This is a genomic window from Blastococcus sp. KM273129 (assembly GCF_021698995.1).
GTDB lineage: Bacteria > Actinomycetota > Actinomycetes > Mycobacteriales > Geodermatophilaceae > Blastococcus.
Window position 1 is genome coordinate 40,150 of sequence record NZ_SSXB01000017.1, and the last position, 16,547, is coordinate 56,696.

At 75.8% G+C, this 16,547-nt stretch carries 12 protein-coding genes; 3 read left to right on the forward strand and 9 right to left on the reverse strand.

From position 1 onward, the window contains the following. Positions 1 to 5 precede the first annotated feature (5 nt). The 3 genes from E9565_RS07465 to E9565_RS07475 form a co-directional block, all read right to left on the reverse strand. On the reverse strand, positions 6 to 1,091 hold the full coding sequence (locus E9565_RS07465) for an amidohydrolase family protein (protein WP_236834447.1): 1,086 nt from the start codon (positions 1,089 to 1,091) through the stop codon (positions 6 to 8). Further along, positions 1,088 to 2,662 carry a signal recognition particle protein gene (gene ffh, locus E9565_RS07470; RefSeq protein WP_236834448.1) on the reverse strand — a complete coding sequence of 525 codons (1,575 nt, stop codon included), beginning with the start codon at positions 2,660 to 2,662 and terminating at the stop codon, positions 1,088 to 1,090. Before ffh ends, E9565_RS07465 begins: the two co-directional genes overlap by 4 nt. 183 nt (positions 2,663 to 2,845) lie before the next feature. Next, on the reverse strand, positions 2,846 to 3,181 hold the full coding sequence (locus E9565_RS07475) for a winged helix-turn-helix domain-containing protein (protein ID WP_236834449.1): 336 nt from the start codon (positions 3,179 to 3,181) through the stop codon (positions 2,846 to 2,848). 173 nt (positions 3,182 to 3,354) lie between these two features. Here E9565_RS07475 and E9565_RS07480 point away from each other — a divergent pair, with 173 nt between their 5' ends. Next, a complete protein-coding gene (locus E9565_RS07480) occupies positions 3,355 to 4,416 on the forward strand; it encodes a hypothetical protein (RefSeq protein ID WP_236834450.1) in 1,062 nt (353 codons plus the stop codon). Between the two features lie 6 nt (positions 4,417 to 4,422). Here the strand turns inward: E9565_RS07480 and E9565_RS07485 are convergent, their stop codons facing one another. From E9565_RS07485 to ftsY, 5 genes are all read right to left on the reverse strand, one after another. After that, on the reverse strand, positions 4,423 to 4,614 hold the full coding sequence (locus E9565_RS07485; protein WP_236824569.1) for a hypothetical protein: 192 nt from the start codon (positions 4,612 to 4,614) through the stop codon (positions 4,423 to 4,425). Between the two features lie 83 nt (positions 4,615 to 4,697). Continuing rightward, positions 4,698 to 7,070, reverse strand: coding sequence for a [protein-PII] uridylyltransferase (locus tag E9565_RS07490; RefSeq protein ID WP_236834451.1), 2,373 nt, complete (start codon positions 7,068 to 7,070; stop codon positions 4,698 to 4,700). A 100-nt stretch (positions 7,071 to 7,170) separates the two neighbouring features. Continuing rightward, entirely contained in the window at positions 7,171 to 7,509 is a 339-nt protein-coding gene (locus tag E9565_RS07495) for a P-II family nitrogen regulator (RefSeq protein WP_026856120.1), read from the reverse strand. Next, positions 7,506 to 8,840 (reverse strand): ammonium transporter, encoded by a 1,335-nt coding sequence (locus E9565_RS07500; protein WP_236824571.1) that lies wholly within the window; start codon positions 8,838 to 8,840, stop codon positions 7,506 to 7,508. The genes E9565_RS07495 and E9565_RS07500 overlap by 4 nt, the downstream gene beginning before the upstream one ends. 222 nt (positions 8,841 to 9,062) lie before the next feature. Next, positions 9,063 to 10,283 (reverse strand): signal recognition particle-docking protein FtsY, encoded by a 1,221-nt coding sequence (gene ftsY / locus E9565_RS07505; protein ID WP_236834452.1) that lies wholly within the window; start codon positions 10,281 to 10,283, stop codon positions 9,063 to 9,065. 86 nt (positions 10,284 to 10,369) lie between these two features. Between ftsY and E9565_RS07510 the strand changes: the two genes are divergently transcribed. After that, positions 10,370 to 12,049, forward strand: coding sequence for an alkaline phosphatase D family protein (locus tag E9565_RS07510; RefSeq protein ID WP_236824573.1), 1,680 nt, complete (start codon positions 10,370 to 10,372; stop codon positions 12,047 to 12,049). A 12-nt stretch (positions 12,050 to 12,061) separates the two neighbouring features. Next, positions 12,062 to 12,862: an endonuclease/exonuclease/phosphatase family protein gene (locus tag E9565_RS07515; RefSeq protein WP_236824574.1), complete on the forward strand. Its 801-nt coding sequence runs from the start codon at positions 12,062 to 12,064 to the stop codon at positions 12,860 to 12,862. A 42-nt stretch (positions 12,863 to 12,904) separates the two neighbouring features. Here the strand turns inward: E9565_RS07515 and smc are convergent, their stop codons facing one another. Then, positions 12,905 to 16,471: a chromosome segregation protein SMC gene (smc, locus tag E9565_RS07520; protein WP_236834453.1), complete on the reverse strand. Its 3,567-nt coding sequence runs from the start codon at positions 16,469 to 16,471 to the stop codon at positions 12,905 to 12,907. Between the last annotated feature and the right edge of the window lie 76 nt (positions 16,472 to 16,547).

Consider the following 16,547-nt stretch of genomic DNA (forward strand, 5'->3'; position numbering starts at 1 on the left):
GGCCCTCAGGCGACGACGCGGCCCCGGAGGACGGTGCGCTGCGGTCGCCGGAGCACGTCGAGGTCAGCGCGCGGGTCGGTCTCGTAGACGACGACGTCGGCCGTCGCCCCCTCCTCGATGCCGCGCAGGCCCAGCCACTCCCGCGCCCGCCACGAGCCGGCGGCCAGCGCCGCCTGGGCCGGGAGGCCGGCCTGGCACAGCGCCCGGATCTCGTCGGCGATGACGCCGTGGTCGATGCCGCCGCCGGCGTCGGTGCCCGCGTACACCGGGACGCCCGCCTCGAACGCGGCCCGCACGACGGCGCCCGAGTTCGCGTACAGCCGCCGCATCGTGCTGGCGTAGCTCGGGAACTTCTTCTCCCCCGCCGCGGCGAAGCCCGGGAAGTTCTCCACGTTGACCAGCGTGGGGACGACGGCGGTCCCGCGGCGGGCCATCTCGCCGATGAGCTCCTCGGTGAGCCCCGTGCCGTGCTCGATGCAGTCGATGCCGGCCTCGATCAGCGCGGGCAGCGCGTCGGTGCCGAAGGTGTGCGCGGTGACCCGGGCACCCTCCTCGTGCGCGGCGGCGATCGCCGCGGCGACGACGTCGGCCGGCCACTCGGGCGCCAGGTCGCCGACCGAGCGGTCGATCCAGTCGCCGACGAGCTTCACCCAGCCGTCGCCGCGGCGGGCCTGCACGCGGGTCTGCTCGACCAGGTCCTCCGGCTCGATCTCGACGCCGAGGCCGGGGATGTACCGGCGGGTGCGGGCGATGTGCCGCCCGGCCCGGATGATCGTCGGCAGCTCGGGGTCGCCGTCCAGCTCCCGGGTGTCGACCGGCGAGCCGCAGTCGCGCAGCGCCAGCACCCCGGCGTCCCGCTCGGTCAGCGCCTGCTGGCGCGCGTGGGCGATGTCCTCGACGTGCCCGCCGCCGCGGGCGATGCCGACGTGGCAGTGCGCGTCGACCAGGCCGGGCAGCAGCCAGCCGCCGCGGCTGACCGTCTCCGCGCCCGGGACCGGCTCGAAGGTGAACCGCCCGTCACGGACCCAGACGTCGCGGTGCTCCTCCTCGGGCAGCACCACACCGGAGAGGTGGAGGGCGGGGGCGCTCACCGCCCGTTGCCGTCCTTGAACTGGTCGAAGTTCAGCTTGGTGAGGTCGGGCAGGCCCTGGCCCGGCGGCAGGCCCGGCATGCCGGCGCCGCCGAAGGGGTTGGCGCCGCCCGGGAACCCCGCGCCCGGGGGCACGCCGGGGGCGCCGGCGGGGCGGCGGGCCGGGCCACCCTTGCCCTTGCCCTTCTTCCCCTTGCCCTTCTTGGCCTGCGCCTGCATCTGCCGGCCGCGGGCCTTCTTCGACATGGGGCCCATGCCGGGCAGGCCCATGCTGCCGGCCATCTGGCCCATCATCTTCTGGGCCTGGGCGAAGCGCTCCAGCAGGCCGTTGACCTCGGTGACGGTCACCCCGGAGCCGTTGGCGATGCGCACCCGCCGCGACGCGTTGATGATCTTCGAGTTGGCCCGCTCCGCGGGGGTCATCGACTGGATGATCGCCGCGGTGCGGTCCAGGTCGCGGTCGTCGACCTGCTTGAGCTGCTCCTTCATCTGCCCCGCGCCCGGGAGCATGCCGAGCAGGTTGGCGATGGGGCCCATCTTGCGGATGGCCATCATCTGCTCGAGGAAGTCCTCGAGGGTGAAGCCCTCGCGGGCGGCGAGCTTGCCGGCCATCCGCTCGGCCTGCTCGGCGTCGAACGTCCGCTCCGCCTGCTCGATGAGGCTGAGCACGTCGCCCATGCCGAGGATGCGCGAGGCCATCCGCTCGGGGTGGAAGACGTCGAAGTCGCTGAGCTTCTCGCCGGTGGAGGCGAACATGATCGGCTGGCCGGTCACGTAGCGCACCGAGAGCGCGGCACCACCGCGGGCGTCGCCGTCGAGCTTGGTGAGGACGACGCCGGAGAAGCCGACGCCCTCCTGGAAGGCCTGCGCGGTGGTGACCGCGTCCTGGCCGATCATCGCGTCGACGACGAACAGCGTCTCGTCGGGCCGCACGGCGTCGCGGATGTCGGCCGCCTGCTGCATCAGCTCGGCGTCGATGCCCAGCCGGCCGGCGGTGTCGACGACGACGACGTCGTGCATGGTGCGGCGGGCGTGGTCGATGGAGTCGCGGGCCACCTGCACCGGGTCGCCGACGCCGTTGCCCGGCTCGGGCGCGAAGACGTCGACGCCGGCCTGGCCGGCCACGATCGACAGCTGGTTGACCGCGTTCGGGCGCTGCAGGTCGGCGGCCACCAGCAGCGGCGTGTGCCCCTGCGACTTCAGCCAGCGGCCGAGCTTCCCGGCGAGGGTGGTCTTACCGGCACCCTGCAGACCGGCCAGCATGATGACCGTCGGCGAGGTCTTGGCCAGCCGGATGCGACGGGTCTCGCCACCGAGGATCTGGATGAGCTCCTCGTTGACGATCTTGATGACCTGCTGCGCCGGGTTGAGCGCCTGGGAGACCTCCGCCCCGCGGGCGCGCTCCTTGACCGCGGTGATGAAAGCCCGCACCGCCGGCAGCGCGACGTCGGCCTCGAGCAGCGCGATGCGGATCTCGCGCGCCGTCGCGTCGATGTCGGCGTCGGAGAGCCGACCCTTGCCCCGCAGGCCGGTGAAGACCTTGTCGAGGCGGTCGGAGAGGGTCTCGAACACAGCACGTCCTCGTCAGAGCTCGTGGCGCGGCCCGCCGGCCCGACGACCGGCGACAGGCCCGGCCGTGCCGGGCCCTCGCGCCTCCTGACCCCCAGCGTATCCACCCGGTGGCCGGGCGGCCGCCACCGCGAGGCGTGCGGGGGTGGGTGAGCCGTACCCGGCGGGTCGATGGGAGCGCCGGGCTCAGGGGCGGTGCCCGGCCTCCTCGCCGCCCGCGCCGTCCAGGACGAGCGCCAGGAAGTCGCCGATCCGGACGTGCCGCTCCAGGTCGTGGCGGAACCGCCCGTGCCCCACCACGGTGTAGCGGTTGCGCCGGCCGATCCGCTCCCGGACCACGTACCCGGCGCGCTCGAGGTCGCCGACGATCATCTGGACGGCCCGCTCGGTGATGCCGACCCGGGCCGCGACGTCCCGCATCCGGACGTCGGGGTCGGCGGCCAGGCTGACGAGCACGTGCCCGTGGTTGGACAGGAAGGTCCACCCCGCCCCGCCACCCGTCACGTCCTGGACCTCATGCATGCGCCCATCACCGCTCCCTTGCCATGCGCATTTGATTTCGCATACCGTACTTCGTGCGAGGGGAGTACCCGACGCGCAGGACGCAGCCGCTGCCCGTCAGTCCCGGCCTCGGCCCGGGCACGGCCGGTCCCACCGGGACCGGGGGAGACCTCGCCGCAGCCCGGGAGACGCCCGTGCCGTCACTGGCCCCCACGCCCGCCGCCCGCGTGACCTGGCCCTCCCCCGGCCAGGTGCTCCTGCTCCAGTCGGTCCGCGCGGATCCCTGCATCAGCGTCCTGGCCTCGACCACGCCGGCGCCCCGCATGACCGACACCGACCTGCGGCGGCTCCGCCGGTTGGTCGACGACGCCGCTGGGCGCCTGGCGGGGGACGGCCCACCCGACCCCCACCTGCTGAGGGCGGCCCTCGACGAGGTGGTCGCCGGCGTCGCGCGGCAGGCGACCGGGTCCGCGATCGCCCTCTACGTCAGCCCGCACCTGCGCGAGGTGGTCCGGCTCCCGGTACCCGTCCCCGACCGCGTGGTGGTCGACCGCACCTTCGCGACCCGCGACCTCGTGCGCGCCCTGCACCGGACACCCCAGCACGTCGTCCTGCTGCTGAGCGAGGCCGAGGCCCGCCTCGTGGTGGGGGTGGCCGACGACCTGCGCCCGCCGCCGCGCACCTCGTTCCCCCTCACCGCGGAGACCGCGCCGCTCGACGCGTTCCTCCGCCGGGTGGACGAGGCGCTGGGCACCTACCTGCGGCTGCACCCCGCGCCGCTGGTGCTGGTGGGCGCCGAACGGGTCGTCGGGCGGTTCCGCCGGCAGTCCCGGAACACCGCCCGCCTGGCCGGCACGGTGGACGCGAACCTCACCCGGGCCCCCGTGACCGCCCTCGTGCCCCGGATCAGGGAGGTGCTCGAGGCCTACCTCCGCTCCCGGCAGGACGAGGCGCTGGAGCACCTGGACCGGCGGCGGTCGCGGCACGCCGTGGTGGAGGGCATCGACGCCTGCTGGCTGGCCGCGCGGCGGGAACGCCCGGAGATGCTCGCCGTCGAGGAGGGCTTCACCCACGCCGCCCGGCTCAGCCCCGACGGCGACTTCCTCACCCCGGCCGACGACGTCGAGCACCCGGACGTGGTCGACGACGTCGTCGACGAGCTGATCGAGACGGTGCTGCTGCGCGGCGGGTGGATCGCCTTCGTCGACGACGGGGCGCTCGCCGGCTCCGGCCGGGTGGCGCTCACCGTCCGCTGACGGCCGTCAGGCGGCGCGGCGGGCCCCCGTGCCGGTGGCACCGGCGAGCACGTCGCCGACCACCAGCGCCGCGCCGCAGTCGGCGCACGCCCACTCGGGGCACTCGCCACCGTCCTCGGTGTGGCCGTCGGCGCACGGCGGCTGCACGAAGTCGCGGTCGTCCCCGCAGGACGGGCAGGGCCAGTGGCGGCTGTCCACGAGCAGGCTCCTCTCGGCCGGTGGGACCGGTCCGTCCCGATCCACGCCGACCGTCGCACGGACCTCCGACAGAACCGGGTAGCTCAGGACGGCGTGTCGGTCCCCACGGCCACCGCCGGGCCACGGGTGGCCGCGACGAGCGCGGCATCCACCCGCTCGCGCTGCCCCTGGTCCACCGGGGAGCCCGAGGGGTTGGCGACGTAGAAGCAGTCGACCGCGTCGCCCCCCAAGGTCTCGATGCGGGCCGACGTGACGTCGAGCCCCTCCGCCGCGATCGCTGCGGTCAGCCGGTAGAGCAACCCCGCCCGGTCCCCCGCCCGCACCTCGACGATGCCGGTGGCGCGACCGCTCACCTCGTGGTTGTGCCAGGAGATGCGCGGCGGCGCCGACCGGGCCTCCTCGCGGTAGTCGGCCTCCCGCTGGCGCAGCCGCTCGGCCAGCCGGAGCGTGCCCTCGAGCGCGGCCCGCACGCCGTCGGCCAGGATCTCGGGCACCGGCGCCCGGCCGAACCGCGGGCGCACCGAGTACACGCCGGTCGCGTACCCGTCGGCCACGGTCATCTTCGCCGCCCGCACGTCGAGCTGGTTGAGCGCGAGCACGCCGGCGCAGGTGCTGAGCAGGCCGGGCCGGTCGGGGGCGCCGATCGTGACCTGCTGCCCGTCGGCCACCTCCTCGATCGCGACGGTCACGCCCCGCGTCGCACCCGGGAGCCCGGGCACCTGCACCGTCGCCTGGGCGCGGGGCGCCGGGTGCAGCACGGGTTCGGGCGCCGGCAGCGGGGTGCCGCCGAGCTCGGCCTGCACCCGGGCGACCAGCGCCGCCACCAGGTGCGCCTTCCACGGCGACCACGCCGACGCGCTCGTCGCCGCGCCGTCGGCCTGGGCCAGCGCGTGCAGCAGCTGGAGCACCGAGGGGTCGCGCCCGATGGTGGCGGCCACCCGCTCGATGGTGGCCGGGTCGTCGATGTCCCGCCGGGTCGCCGTCGCCGGGAGGAGCAGGTGGTGGCGCACCAGGGTGCCCAGCGTCGCGACGTCGGCCTCGGCGAAGCCCATCCGCGCGCCGATCGCGGCCGCGATCGGCTCCCCCACCACGCTGTGGTCGCCGGGCCAGCCCTTGCCGATGTCGTGCAGCAGCGAGGCCACCAGCAGCAGGTCGGGCCGGTCGACGTCGCGGGTCAGCTCGGAAGCGGCCGCGGCGGCCTCGACGAGGTGCCGGTCGACGGTGAACCGGTGCCACGGATGCCGCTGCGGCAGCGAGCGGACCCGGTCCCACTCCGGCAGCAGCCGGGCCAGCAGGCCCTCCTGGTCCAGCTGCTCCAGCACCGGCACCGCGGACCGGCCGCTGGCCAGCACGCGCAGGAAGGACCACCGCGCCTCGGCCGGCCACGGCTCGGGCATCGGCGGGCTGTGCACCGCCAGCACCTTGAGCGTGTACGGCGAGAGCAGCAGGTCGGCCCGCGCCGCGGCCGCCGCGGCCCGCAGCACCAGCCCCGGATCGGCGGCGGGGCGGGCGTCCCGCGCGAGGACCACCTCGTCCCCCTGCCGGACGACGCCCTCGGCCAGCGGCTCGCGGCGCACCCGGCGGTAACGGCCGCGGGGGCGGCGGACCAGCCCGGCCTCCACCCGCCGCCAGGTCTCGTCGGCGACGAATGCCAGCCGCCGGCCGGCCAGGCTGACCTCGCGCAGCAGCGCGTCCTCGTCGGCAAGCCCCAGCGCAGCGGCGATCGCCCGCTGCTCCTGGCGCACCAGGACGTCGGCCGCCCGCCCGGACCGCCGGCGCAGCTCGTCGCGCACGTCCAGGAGGAAGCCGTAGGCCTGCTCGACCTCGGCGGCGGGCTCGTCGGCGAGCTGGGCGGCGGCGGCCGCGCGCAGCACCTGCCCCTCGCGCAGGCCGCCGTAGGCCTCCTTGAGGTCGGGCTCGAGCAGGAAGGCGAGCTCGCCGAGCCGGCGGGCGCGGTCCCGGCGCAGGTCGCGCAGCTGGGGCAGCAGCCGGGCGGCGTGCTGGCGCCAGCTGGCCAGCGTCGCCGTGCGCAGCCGGGCGGCGAGCGCCGCGTCACCGGCGACCAGCCGCGCGTCCAGGAGCCCGAGCCCGGCCTTCACGTCGGTCGAGGCGACACCGACCGCCTCGGCGACCGACCGCACCGAGTGGTCCAGCCGCAGGCCGGCGTCCCAGACGGGGTACCAGAGCGCGTCGGCGACGGCGGCGACCTCCGGCCGGTCCTCGTGCACCAGCACCAGGTCCAGGTCGCCGTGCGGCGGCAGCTCCCGGCGGCCGAGGCTGCCGACGGCGACGAGCGCGAGGCCGTCGGTGCCCGTGCGGGGCGGCGGCCCCCCGCGCCGGGCGCGGGCGGGCGGGGTACCCCCCACGGCGTCCGCCAGCAGCCCGGCGAGCCACGCGTCCAGGGCCTCGACCCGCTCCGCGCGGGGCAGCTCCGCCAGCGCCTCGGTGTCCAGCACGACTCCCCCTCGGTACGGCCCGGATGGAAAGGCGCCGGCCGGGGGGCGGGCCACCCCACCACCCCGGCCGACGCCGTTGAGCTACGCGCGGAGCGCTCGCCTACAGGGCGTCGTCGCCGCGCTCCCCGGTGCGGACCCGCACGATCTCGTCGATCGTGGTGACCCACACCTTCCCGTCCCCGATCTGGCCGGTGGAGGCCGCCTCGACGACGGCGTCCACGACCCGGGCGGCGTCCAGCTCGCTGACGACCACCTCGATGCGGACCTTGGGCACGAAGTCCACCTGGTACTCCGCGCCGCGGTAGACCTCGGTGTGGCCGCGCTGGCGGCCGAAGCCCTGGACCTCGCTGACGGTGAGCCCGGCGATGCCGATCAGCTCGAGGGCGTTCTTGACGTCGTCCAGCTTGAACGGCTTGACGATCGCGGTGACCAGCTTCATGCCAGCGTCCTCTCGGTGTTGCGGGCCTCGGCACGCGCCTGGCCGGCCAGCGGGGCGGTGGAACCACTGCTGCCGAGCGACGCGAAGTCGTAGCCGGACTCCGCGTGCACGACGGTGTCGATACCTGCGACCTCGTCGTCCTCCGCGATGCGGAAGCCCATCGTCTTCTGGATCACGAAGCCGATCAGCAGGGTGACGACGAAGGAGAACGCCAGGACGGCGAGGGCACCGACGACCTGACGCCAGAGCTGGTCGACGCCACCACCGTAGAAGAGGCCGTCGACGCCGGACGGAGCGGCCGCCGTACCGAGGAAACCGATGGCGATGGTGCCCCAGAGGCCGCCGACGAGGTGGACACCGACGACGTCGAGCGAGTCGTCGTAGCCCAGCGTGTACTTCAGGCCCACGGCCAGGGCGCAGAGCGCACCGGCGACGACGCCGATGATGATCGCGCCGATCGGCGAGACCGCGTTGCAGGCCGGGGTGATGGCCACCAGGCCGGCGACGACGCCGGAGGCGGCGCCCAGCGACGTGGAGTGACCGTCGCGCACCTTCTCCACGAGGAGCCAGCCGAGGATGGCGGCACCCGTGGCGACGAGGGTGTTGACCCAGGCCACCGCGGCGGTGTTGTTCGCGGCCAGCGCGGAGCCGGCGTTGAAGCCGAACCAGCCGAACCACAGCAGCCCGGCACCGATCATCACCAGCGGCAGGTTGTGCGGGCGCATGGCCTCGCGGCCGAACCCGCGCCGCTTGCCGAGCACCAGGGCCAGCGCCAGGCCGGCCGCACCGGCGTTGATGTGGACGGCGGTGCCGCCGGCGAAGTCGAGCGCCGCCAGGTCGTTGGCGATCCAGCCGCCGATGACGTCGTCGCCGTCGAAGGCGAAGACCCAGTGGGCGACGGGGAAGTACACGATGGTGGCCCAGATGCCGGCGAAGACCATCCACGCGCCGAACTTGGCGCGGTCGGCGATGGCGCCGGAGATCAGCGCGACGGTGATGATCGCGAAGACGGCCTGGAAGCCGACGAAGGCCATGACGGGCAGGCCGCCGGCCTCGCTGGTGGCGTCCTCCATCAGGCCGTTCAGCCCGAAGTACTCCAGCGGGTCGCCGAGCAGGCCGGCGCCGCCGACGCTGTCTCCGAAGGCGATGGAGTAGCCGTAGAGCACCCAGAGGACGCTGATCAGCGCCAGCGCCCCGAAGCTCATCATCATCATGTTGAGGACGCTCTTCGCGCGGACCATGCCGCCGTAGAAGAGCGCGAGGCCTGGCGTCATCAGCAGCACGAGCGCCGCGCTGGTGAGGATCCAGGCGGTGTCGCCGGTGTTGACCACGGCAACCTCCTGTGTCGGGTCGTCGGCCGGGCGGCCGGATCGGTGGGCTCGGGCCCTCCGTGCGGGAGGGGCGACGCGGTGTTCACCGTGCCGGGCGCGTGTTTCCGGCGATGTCGGCGCCGCGTTTCACGGGCGTGAACTCCTCGCCGCGTGTCCCGCGGTCACGTTGCGTCCGTGTTGCGCGCCCGCCCGGAGCCCTCCCTCACCCACCGATCGCGGGGATCACCCCTCGCCGACCAGCCCCTCGGCGAACTCCCGCGGCTCGAACGGCGCGAGGTCGTCGGGGCCCTCCCCCAGCCCGATCAGCTTCACCGGGATGCCCAGCTCCTGCTGCACCCGGACGACGATGCCGCCCTTGGCGGTGCCGTCGAGCTTGGTGAGCACGACACCGGTGACCTCGACCGCCTCGGTGAACACGCGGGCCTGCACGACGCCGTTCTGGCCGGTGGTGGCGTCGAGCACCAGCAGCACCTCGGTGACCGGCGACTGCTTCTCCACGACCCGCTTCACCTTGCCCAGCTCGTCCATGAGCCCCGACTTGGTGTGCAGCCGGCCGGCGGTGTCGACGACGACGGTGTCCACCTCCGCCTCGACGCCGGTGCGCACCGCCTCGAACGCCACCGCCGCCGGGTCGCCGCCCTCGCGGCCGCGGACGGTGAGCACGCCCACCCGCTCGCCCCAGGTCTCCAGCTGGTCGGCGGCGGCGGCGCGGAACGTGTCGGCCGCACCCAGGACGACGCTCTTGCCGTCGCCGACGAGCACGCGCGCGAGCTTGCCGACGGTGGTCGTCTTGCCGGCGCCGTTGACGCCCACCACCAGCACCACGCCGGGCCGGCCCTCGTGCCGGGAGGTGCCCAGGGTCCGGTCGAGGTCCGGGCCCAGGACGGCGGTGAGGTTGTCGACGAGGAGGTCGCGCAGCTCGGCGCCCGACGCGGTGGCCAGCACCATCGACTGGGTGCGCAGCCGCTCGACGATCTGGGTCGTCGCGGAGACGCCGACGTCGGCGGCGAGCAGGGTCTCCTCGATCTCCTCCCAGTCGTCCTCGGTCAGCTTCTCGCGGGCGAGCACGGTGAGCAGGCCGCGGCCGAGCGAGGACTGCGACCGGGCCAGCCGCGAGCGCAGCCGCACCAGCCGGCCGGCCGAGGGGGCCGGCTGGTCGAACACCAGCCCCGGCTCGGGCTCGGCCGGGGGCAGCTCGACCGTGGGCGGCGCGTCGGGGACGACCGCGTCGGGCTGGTCCTGCAGGCCCTGGCCCGAGGCGGTGGCGCCCGTGGGCCGCGGTGGCTCCGCCGGGGGTGCGGGGGGCCGCGGCCGGGTGAGCGTCGTGCCGCTGACGGCGTCGTCGTCGAGACGCGTGGTCCGCCTGCCGCGGCCGACGAGGAGGCTGACCCCGAGGATCAGCGCCACGACCAGGATCGCGATCGCGATCAGCACGAATTCCATGCCGCGAGTCTCCCAGCACCGGCCCCCGGAGCACCTCCGGGACGGCGGGTCCCCGCACGCGGGGGTGGATGCGCCAGGCTGTGCCCATGCCGCCGCCCGCTCCGTCCTCCCCCGCCCTCGTGCTGGGCCCCCTGCTGCGGCACGTGGACCCCGTCTCGGCCACCGTGTGGGTGGAGACCGATCGCCCGTGCGAGGTCGACGTCCTGGGGCGGCGGGCGCGCACCTTCACCGTGGGCGGCCACCACTTCGCGCTGGTGCTGGTGGAGGACCTCGCGCCGGGCAGCACCACGCCCTACGAGGTGCGGCTCGACGACACCCTCGTCTGGCCGCAGGCGGGCTCGGGCTTCCCGCCCAGCCGCATCCGCACCCCCGGGCGGCCCGGCCCGTTCCGGCTGGCCTTCGGCTCGTGCCGGTACGCCAGCGCCCGCACCGTGGAGGAGTCCGAGGGCATCCCGCCCGACGCGCTCGACCTGTACGCCCGGCAGCTCGCCGCCCGGCCGGAGGAGGAGTGGCCCGATGCGCTGGTGCTCCTCGGCGACCAGGTCTACGCCGACGAGCTCACCGAGCGCACCCGCGGCCGGCTGGCCCGCCGCCGGGACCGCGGGCAGCGGGCCCGGGTGCCGGAGGCGCAGGTCGCGGACTTCGAGGAGTACACCCACCTCTACCTCGAGTCCTGGCGGGACCCGGAGGTGCGCTGGCTGCTCTCGACGATCCCGTCCTCGATGATCTTCGACGACCACGAGATGATCGACGACTGGAACACCTCGGCGGCCTGGCGGCGGACGATGCAGGACGAGCCGTGGTGGTCCGGCCGGATCACCGGCGGGCTGATCAGCTACTGGGTCTACCAGCACCTGGGCAACCTCAGCCCGCAGGAGCTGGCCGAGAACAAGGCCTGGCGCGCCGTCCAGGACCTGGTGGACGCCTCCGGGGACACCCCGGCCGACGCCGAGCCGATCCTGCGCGAGATGGCCGTGCGCGCCGACGCCGACCCGGCGAGCGTGCGGTGGAGCTTCGTGCGGCACTGGGGCGACGCGCGGCTGGTCGTGGTCGACAGCCGTGCCGGGCGGGTGCTGGAGGAGACCGGCCGCCGGATGCTGGACGACGACGAGTTCGACTGGGTCGAGGCAGCGATGCGGCAGGCCGCGCGGGACGGGGTGGAGCACCTCGTCGTCGGCACCTCGCTGCCGTGGCTGCTGCCGCACGCCGTCGACGCGCTCGAGCGGTGGAACGCCACGCTGAACCTCCGCCACCACGGCCGCTGGCGCGGTCGGCTGGCCGAGCAGGTGCGCCAGCTGGCCGACCTCGAGCACTGGGCGGCGTTCGGGCACTCCTTCGACCGGCTGGGCCGGGCGCTGCTGTCGGTCGCGCGCGGCGAGCACGGCCGGCCCCCGGCGACCGCGCTGGTCCTCTCCGGCGATGTCCACCACGCCTACGCGGCCGAGGTCGTGGAGCCCGGCGGGCTCGCCTCGCGCGTGCACCAGCTCACCGTCTCCCCGCTGCACAACCAGGCGCCGCACCCGATCAAGGTGGCGTTCCGGATCGGCTGGAGCCGGCGCGCCCGGCGGCTGATGGAGGCGCTCGCCCGGTGGGTCGGCGCCGAGCCCGCCGGCCTGGAGTGGGAGAAGCAGGCCGGGCCCTACTTCGGCAACCAGATCGGCGAGCTGGTGCTCGACGGCCGCGAGGCGCGTTTCGTCCTGTCGGTGAGCGAGCGGGGCGCCACCACGCTGAGCCAGGTCGTGGACGCGCCGTTGTCGAGCGCCTGAGAGGGTGAGGAGGTGAGCAAGCCGGCCCCCGGTCCCGACCAGCCGCCGATCCCGGTCCGCCTGGTCACCTTCAACACCCACCACGGCGTGGGTACCGACGCGCGCCACGACCTCCCCCGGCTGGCCAGGCTGCTGGCCTCGGTGGACGCCGACGTCATCTGCCTGCAGGAGGTCGACCGGCACTTCGGCCCGCGCAGCGAGGACGTCGACCAGGCGCTGCTGCTCTCCCGGGCGCTGGACATGCAGCTGGCCTGGGGCCCGGCGATCGACGAGCGGCGGCCGGGTGACCAGCCGCCTCGGCAGTACGGCAACGCGCTGCTCTCGCGGCTGCCGATCCTGATCAGCGACGTGCACCGGCTGCCCGGCAGCGGCGAGCCGCGCAGCGCTCTGCGCACGATGGTCGAGCTCGACGGCGGGGCGCTGTGGGTGACCGCGACCCACCTCACCACCCGCTCGGCGGACGAGCGGCGGGCGCAGGTCGAGGCGCTGGCCGCGCTGCACACCGACTCCATGGAGACCGGCGTGCTGGTCGGTGACTTCAACACCGCGCCCGACGCCCCGGAACTGGACGCGCTGCGGCGGCGGTTCACCGACGCCTGGCGGCTGGCCCGGGCCCGGGACGACCAGTCGGGCTGGCGGTTCTGGCAGTCCGACGCCGGCCACACCCACCCGGCGCGGTCGCCGCACCGGCGCATCGACCAGGTGTGGGTCTCAGCGGGGGTCGCCGTCGCCGGGGCCCACGTCCTCGACGCCGGGGGCGCCTCCGACCACCTCCCCGTCGTCGTCGACCTCGAGGTCCGCTCCGGCGTCTGAGGAACCCGGCACCCGCCGTCCCCGCCTCAACCCTCGGGGGGGTCAGGCGGTCTCGAGCTCGCGCAGGCGCTGGCTGATGACGCCGGTGATGCCGTCCCCGCGCATGCTCACCCCGTAGAGCGCGTCGGCGATCTCCATCGTCCGCTTCTGGTGCGTGATGATGATCAGCTGCGACGTCGACCGGAGCTGCTCCACGAGCACCAGCAGCCGGCCGAGGTTGACGTCGTCCAGCGCCGCCTCGACCTCGTCGAGCACGTAGAACGGCGAGGGCCGGGCGCGGAAGATCGCCACCAGCATCGCGACCGCCGTCAGCGACCGCTCCCCGCCCGAGAGCAGCGACAGCCGCTTCACCTTCTTGCCCGGCGGCCGCGCCTCCACCTCGACGCCGGTGGTCAGCATGTCCTCCGGGTCGGTGAGCACCAGCCGCCCCGAGCCGCCCGGGAACAGGGTGGCGAAGACCTGCTCGAACTCCCGCGCCACGTCGGCGAACGCCGCGGCGAAGACGTCGTGGATGCGGCCGTCCACCTCGCGGACGACGGTGAGCAGGTCCTTGCGGGTGGTCTTGAGGTCCTCGAGCTGGGTGGCGAGGAAGGTGTGCCGCTCCTCCAGCGCCGCGAACTCCTCCAGCGCCAGCGGGTTGACCTTGCCCAGCGTGGCGAGGTCCCGCTCGGCGCGGGCCACCCGCCGCTCCTGGACGGCGCGGTCGTAGGGCACCGGGTCCGGTGCCGGCTCGCCCTTGGCCTCGGCCTCGGCCACCTGCTGCGGCGGGGGCGGCACCGGGGCGGCGGGCCCGTACTCGCCGATGAGCGTGGGCAGGTCGACGCCGAACTCCTCGGCCGCCCGGGTCTCCAGCGACTCGATGCGGTAGCGCTGCTCGGTGCGGGCCACCTCGTCGCGGTGCACCTCGTCGGTGAGCCGGTCGAGCTCCGCGGTGGCCGCGCGCACCCGGCTGCGCACCTCCAGCAGCTCGGCCTCCGCGCCGCTGCGGGACGACGCCAGCGCATCCCGCTCCGCGGCCGCGCGCACCAGGGAGTGCTCGAGGGCGGCGAGCGCGACCCCCGCGTCGTGCCGCACCCGGTCGGCCACCGCGGCCCCGCGCTCGCGCGCCACCCGGGCCGCCGCGGCCCGCTCCCGGGCCGCCCGCTCCTGCCGGGCCTGCCGGCGGAGCGATTCGGCTCGTCCCTGCAGGGCGCGGGCCCGCTCCTCGGCGGTGCGGACGGCGAGGCGCGCCTCCGTCTCGGCCTGCCGGGCGGCGGCCACCTCGGCGCGCAGCCGGTCGCGCTCCTCGGTCGGCGGCTCCTCCTCCACGGGCGCGGCCTCCGCCTCGGCGAGCTGCTGCTCGAGCCCGGTCAGCGAGGTCTGCGCCTGCTCCAGCGCCTGCTCGGCCCGCACTCGCGCGGCCAGCGAGCGCTCTGCCTCCGAGGCGGCCGAGCGCGCCGCGGCACCGAGCTCGGCCAGCTGCGCGGCGACCGCCGAGCGGGAGCGGTCGGCGGCCTGCCGGGCGGCCAGCGCGGTGTCGACGTCGGCCGAGCGCGCGCGGGCCGTCTCGCGGGCCGCGGCCAGCTCCTCGGCGAGCGCGGCCGCCCGCTCCGTCGCGGCCGCGAGCTCGGTGGCCGCCTCGTCCACGCGGGCCCGCAGCTCCAGGTTCGACGGCGCATCGGTCTGGCCGCCCAGGGCCCAGTCCGCGCCGAGGAGGTCGCCGGTGGCGGTGACCGCCCGGACCCGGGGGTGGGTGCGCACGAGCGCGACCGCCGCGTCCAGGTCGGCCACCAGCGCGACGCGCTCGAGCGCGCGGGCCAGCGCCGGGCGCAGCGCCTCGGGCGCCTGCACCGCGTCCAGCGCCCAGCGGGCGCCGCCCGGCAGCTCGGGCCAGCCGTCCCGCGGCACCGGCGGCACCCCCCCGGTGACCAGCAGTCCGGCGCGCCCGCCGTCGGTGCGGGTGAGGTGCTGCAGCGCCGCGGCGGCCTCGGCGACCCCGGCGACGACGACGGCATCGGACATCCCGCCCAGCGCGGCGGCCACGGCGACCTCGTCGCCGGGGGTCACGGCGAGCTGCTCGGTGACCGGGCCGAGCACGCCCGCCAGGCCCGCCCCGAGCACCGCGGCCGCGCCGTCGGCGGGGGTGAGCCCGAGGGCGAGGGCGTCGCGGCGGGCCTGCCAGGAGGCGCGGTCGCGCTCGGCGGCCCGCTCGGCCTCGGCCAGCTCGGTGACCCGGCGGGCCGCGGCGGTGTGCGCGGCGACGGCGTCCTCGTGCGCGGCGACCAGCGCGAGGTCGGTGTCCTCCTGGTCGGCGACCTGCCCGCGCCGGTCGGCCAGCCGCTCGTCGGCGGCCCGGGCGCGGTCGGCCGCCTCGGCGGCGGCGACGGTGAGCCGCTCGATCTCGGCCTCCCCGGCGTGCACCCGGGACCGCGCGGCCGCCACCTTGCCGGAGAGCCGGGCCAGCCCCTCGCGGCGGTCGGCGAGCGCCCGGGCAGCGGCGACCCAGGCCTTCTCGGCGGCAGCCAGCGCGGTCTCCAGCTCCGCCCGGCCGGCGACGACCGCAGCGAGCCGCTCCCGCTCGGCCTGCAGGCCCGCGGCGAGCTCCGCCTCGGTCGAGGCGACGCGGTGGGCCTCGGCGTCGAGCTGGTCGGGGTCGCGACCGGGCGCAGCCGAGGGGGCCGCGGCGGAGAGGTGCCGGTGCCGCTCGGCGGCGAGCTGGGCGACGCTGCGGAACCGCTCCCCCAGCGCGGAGAGCCGGTACCAGGTGTCCGAGGCGGCCTGCAGCCGCGGGGCGCTCGCGGCGAGCTCGCTCTCCAGCTCGCCCTCCCGCCGGGAGACGGCGGAGAGCTCGCGCTCCACCACGGCGCGCCGCTGCCGGGCCGCGGTCTCGTCGGCGACGTCCCGGTCGAGGGCGTCGCGGAGCTGGACGAGGTCGTCGGCGAGCAGCCGCAGCCGGGCGTCGCGCAGGTCGGCCTGCACGCCGGCGGCGCGGCGGGCGACCTCGGCCTGCCGGCCCAGCGGCTTGAGCTGGCGGCGCAGCTCGGCGGTGAGGTCGGCCAGCCGGTCGAGGTTGGCCTGCATCCCGTCGAGCTTGCGGAGCGCCTTCTCCTTGCGCTTGCGGTGCTTGAGGACGCCGGCGGCCTCCTCGATGAAGGCGCGGCGGTCCTCGGGGCGGCCGGAGAGGACGGCGTCGAGCTGCCCCTGCCCGACGATGACGTGCATCTCGCGGCCGATGCCGGAGTCGCTGAGCAGCTCCTGGACGTCGAGCAGGCGCACCTTGTCGCCGTTGATCTCGTACTCGCTCTCGCCGGAGCGGTACATGCGGCGGGTGATCGACACCTCGGTGTACTCGATCGGCAGCGCGCCGTCGGCGTTGTCGATGGTGAGCGTCACCTCGGCCCGGCCGAGCGCCGGGCGCCCGGCGGTGCCGGCGAAGATGACGTCCTCCATCTTGCCGCCGCGCAGGCTCTTGGCGCCCTGCTCGCCGAGGACCCAGGAGATGGCGTCGACGACGTTGGACTTGCCCGACCCGTTGGGGCCGACGACGGCGGTGATGCCGGGCTCCAGCCGGAGCGTGGTGGCGGACGCGAAGGACTTGAAGCCCTTGAGCGTCAGGCTGGAGAGGTGCACGAGGTCAGCACTCTAGCCCGGGATCCCGGGTTGCCGGGGGCCTGCGAGGCCGGTGGTGCGCCTGTGACCGGCCCGT

What these genes read in the sequence shown, in the direction of transcription:
- E9565_RS07475 (WP_236834449.1), bottom strand. Translation starts at nt 3,181, where the DNA reads ATGCATGAGGTCCAGGACGTGACGGGTGGCGGGGCGGGGTGGACCTTC.
- E9565_RS07495 (WP_026856120.1), bottom strand. Translation starts at nt 7,509, where the DNA reads ATGAAGCTGGTCACCGCGATCGTCAAGCCGTTCAAGCTGGACGACGTC.
- ftsY (WP_236834452.1), bottom strand. Translation starts at nt 10,283, where the DNA reads ATGGAATTCGTGCTGATCGCGATCGCGATCCTGGTCGTGGCGCTGATC.
- E9565_RS07510 (WP_236824573.1), top strand. Translation starts at nt 10,370, where the DNA reads ATGCCGCCGCCCGCTCCGTCCTCCCCCGCCCTCGTGCTGGGCCCCCTG.